This window comes from Nocardiopsis sp. TNDT3, from assembly GCF_003427465.1.
GTDB lineage: Bacteria > Actinomycetota > Actinomycetes > Streptosporangiales > Streptosporangiaceae > Nocardiopsis > Nocardiopsis dassonvillei.
The window spans coordinates 1-3396 of sequence record NZ_QPFC01000702.1; the positions used below are offsets into that span (position 1 = coordinate 1).

General features: G+C 74.4%; 4 protein-coding genes. 2 read left to right on the forward strand and 2 right to left on the reverse strand.

Features of this window, described 5'->3' with window-relative positions; all coding sequences use genetic code 11:
- Nucleotides 1-1231: metallophosphoesterase family protein (locus DQW06_RS17445; protein ID WP_157983470.1), on the forward strand; the 1231-nt coding region annotated here is incomplete at its 5' end.
- A 102-nt stretch (nucleotides 1232-1333) separates the two neighbouring features.
- Here the strand turns inward: DQW06_RS17445 and DQW06_RS17450 are convergent.
- Nucleotides 1334-1774: a VOC family protein gene (locus DQW06_RS17450; RefSeq protein ID WP_013153083.1), complete on the reverse strand. Its 441-nt coding sequence runs from the start codon at nucleotides 1772-1774 to the stop codon at nucleotides 1334-1336.
- The gene (locus DQW06_RS17455; RefSeq protein WP_013153084.1) at nucleotides 1767-2801 is read right to left on the reverse strand and encodes a helix-turn-helix domain-containing protein; all 1035 of its coding nucleotides are present in this window, start codon (nucleotides 2799-2801) and stop codon (nucleotides 1767-1769) included. The genes DQW06_RS17450 and DQW06_RS17455 overlap by 8 nt, the downstream gene beginning before the upstream one ends.
- 52 nt (nucleotides 2802-2853) lie before the next feature.
- Between DQW06_RS17455 and DQW06_RS17460 the strand changes: the two genes are divergently transcribed.
- Complete coding sequence (locus tag DQW06_RS17460; protein WP_013153085.1) at nucleotides 2854-3258, forward strand: cupin domain-containing protein; 405 nt, start codon at nucleotides 2854-2856, stop codon at nucleotides 3256-3258.
- Nucleotides 3259-3396 lie beyond the last annotated feature (138 nt).

The window sequence follows — 3396 nt, forward strand, 5'->3', positions numbered from 1 at the left end:
CGGCACGACCCTGCTGGCCCTGACCCCGGTCGTCGCCAACGCACCCGCCGCGTCCGCGGCCACCGCGCCCGAACGCGTGATCCTCTCGCCCACGGCCGATCCCGCCACCTCCCAGACCCTCGCCTGGCGCTCGGACGGCTCCGGGTCGCCGGTCATGCAGATCGCCCCCGCCGCCGACCCCGGCCGGGTCACCACGGTCGAGGGCGCCGACACCGGCTCGGCCAGCGGCACCTTCCACGCGGCCACCGCCACCGGTCTGACCCCCGACACCGCCTACCGCTACCGCGTCGGCGACGGCACCGCCTTCAGCCCCTGGCGCACCTTCACCACCGCGGCCTCCGGCGCCGAACCCTTCACCTTCCTGTACTTCGGCGACGTCCAGAACGGCATCTCCACCGGCGGTGCCACGGTGGTGCGTGCCGCCCTGGCCGCCGAACCCGACGCCGAGCTGGTCGTGCACTCCGGTGACCTGGTCGACTCGCCCAACAGCGAGTCGCAGTGGACCGAGTGGTTCGGCGCCTTCGGCCCCGAGGCCACCGGCACCGTCAACCACCTCGCCGCCCCCGGCAACCACGAGTACTCGCTGCTCTCCCTGAGCCGGTACTGGAACCCGCAGTTCCCGGGCGCGGGCAACGGGCCCGCCAGCGGACGCCACCTGCCCCAGACCGTCTACCACACCGACTACCAGGGCGTGCGCTTCGTCGTCCTCAACTCCAACTACCGCAACGCGGCGCCGCTGAGCGCCGACTCCTGGCTGGACACCCAGCAGCGCTGGCTGGAGGAGGCCCTGGCCACCAACCCCCACCCCTGGACGGTGGTCACCTTCCACCACCCGGTCTTCTCCAACAGCCCCAGCCGCGACAACGGCCCCCTGCGCGACTCCTGGCTCGACACCCTGGAGGAGCACGACGTGGACCTGGTCCTCCAGGGCCACGACCACTCCTACGGCCGGGGCAACCTGACCGCGAACCGCACCGACGACCCCGACGTGCAGACCGGCCCGGTCTACACCGTCGCGGTGACCGGCACCAAGATGTACGACGCCTCCGCCTCCAACTGGACCGACAACGGCGCCGAGGTGCGCGTGCAGCTGACCGACACCTCCACCTTCCAGGCCGTGGAGGTGGACGGCGCCCGCCTGCGCTACACCGCCCGCACCGCCGACGGCGCGGTCGTGGACTCCTTCACCATCGACAAGGGCGACGGCAAGCGCGTGACCGACACGCTCTGAGCCCCGGCGCGGCGCCCCCGGTCCCTCGCCGGGGGCGCCAGGCGCGACGAAGGACCCCGAGCGCCGGTACGGCGGGCGCCCGGAACGCCCTCGGAGCGGCCCTCAGCCGTCGAAGCCGGTCAGCGCGCCCCGGCCGTCGAACCTGGCCGCCGACGCCCAGGCGATCTCCCAGCGGTTGCCCTCGGGGTCCGCGACGTACGCCGACCGGCCTCCCCAGGGGCGCTCCACCGGTTCGGCCACGACCGTGGCACCGGCCCGCACCGCGGCCGCGAAGGCGCTGTCCACCTGCTCGGGGCCGTCCACGTTGCAGGCGAGCGTGATCCCCGACCAGCCGACGGGGCCGGGGGCGCCGTCCGCCGCCTCGGCGGCCAACTCCTCCACGGGGTACAGGGCCAACAGGACGCCGCCCAGGAGGAAGGCCGCCCAGCCGTCACCGCTGGCCGGGACCTCCTCCCAGCCCAGGGCCCTGTAGAACCGGCGGAGCTCAGGCAGGTCCCGGGCTCCCAGCGTCACGACGGACAAACGCGCGGGCAGGTCAGACATGCCCGGAGGCTACGCGTTCGGCGTCCGGTGAGGGAAGGACCGGAGGGCCTGAAGTCCCAGCCAGCTGCCTCGGCCCGAAGCGTTCCCGGTAGGCGGAGGGGCTGACCCCGGTGTGGGCGCGCACGCTCGCGCGCAGGTTGGCGGTGCTGCCCAGGCCGCTGGCGCGGGCGACCGTCTCCAGCCCCATCCCGCCCGCCTCGATCAGGCGGCAGGCCAGCAGCACCCGCTCGGCGCGCAGCCAGGCCAGCGGGGTCGTGCCCAGCTCGGCCCGGAAACGGCGGTGCAGGGTCGCGGGGCTGACCGACGCCCGGGCGGCCAGGCCGGCGACGGTGAGAGGGGAGTCCAGGCGCTCGCGCGCCCAGTCCAGGAGCGGGGACAGGGAGGTGTCGGCTGCCTCGGGGACGGGCCTGGGCACGAACTGGCGCTGCCCGCCCTCGCGGTGGGCGGTGAACACCAGCCGTCTGCTGACGGTGTTGGCGACCCCCTCCCCGTGGTCGCGGCGGATCAGGTGCAACCCCAGGTCCAGGGCGGCGGCGCTGCCCGCCGCGGTGAGCACACGGCCCTCGTCCACGAACAGCACGTCCCGCTCCAGCCGGACGCGGGGGTAGGTCCGGGCGAACAGTTCCTCGAACCGCCAGTGCGTGGCGGCCCGGCGGCCGTCCAGGACCCCGGCCGCCGCCAGGGTGAACGCGCCGCTGCAGAAGCTCACCAGACGGGCGCCTCGCCGGTCCGCCGCGCGCACGGCCTCCACCACCTCCGGGGAGGGCGGCACCTCGGGGTCGGGGCGGTTGGGCACGATGACGGTGTCGGCCTTCGCGACCGCCTCCAGCCCGGCCAGGCCGCCGAGGGTGAACATGCCCCGGTGCACGCGCACCTCGGGCACGGCCGCGCACACCGTCAGGTCGTACCAGGGGCGGTCGATCTCGGGGCGGCGCAGCCCGAACAGCTCCGTGGCCACGCTCATCTCGAAGGGATTGGAGCCCTCGTCCACGACGAGGGCCACGCGGTGCGAGGATCCTTGCGGCATGTGCGATTCCTAGCACTTCCCCGGGCGGTGCGCCATCGCCAGGATGGCCCTCATGAGCGAACAGCCGATCAGCCTGAACGACGCGCTGGACTCCTTCGAGCAGCTGTGGAGCCCGCGCATCGTCACCCGGGTCAACGACTACGACGTGCGCGTGGCCAAGGTCCGGGGCGAGTACGTGTGGCACGCCCACGACGACACCGACGAGTTCTTCCTGCTTCTGGACGGGGACCTGCGCATCCGGTTGCGCGAACGCGCCGGGGGAGCCGAGCGGGTGGTCACCCTGGAGAGGGGATCGGTCTTCGTGGTGCCGCGCGGGACCGAGCACCGGCCCGAGTCCGACGGCGGGGCCGCCATCCTGCTGTTCGAGCCGACGGGAACGCTGACGGTGGGCGACCGGCACGAGGAGGTGCCCGACCACGTGGACGCCACCACCGGGCACGCCCTGGACGCGGGCTGACGCGGGGGACCGGTCGCACCGGTTCGCACGCGGGGCGCTCCGTAGCGTCGGTCCCGTCCTCCTTCGCCCCGGCCCGGGCCTCCCTCCGGCCCGGAGCCGCCGTGGAGACCCTGTTCGTCCGCCCCGGAGCGCGGGGCC

What these genes read in the sequence shown, in the direction of transcription:
- DQW06_RS17450 (WP_013153083.1), bottom strand. Translation starts at nt 1,774, where the DNA reads ATGTCTGACCTGCCCGCGCGTTTGTCCGTCGTGACGCTGGGAGCCCGG.
- DQW06_RS17455 (WP_013153084.1), bottom strand. Translation starts at nt 2,801, where the DNA reads ATGCCGCAAGGATCCTCGCACCGCGTGGCCCTCGTCGTGGACGAGGGC.
- DQW06_RS17460 (WP_013153085.1), top strand. Translation starts at nt 2,854, where the DNA reads ATGAGCGAACAGCCGATCAGCCTGAACGACGCGCTGGACTCCTTCGAG.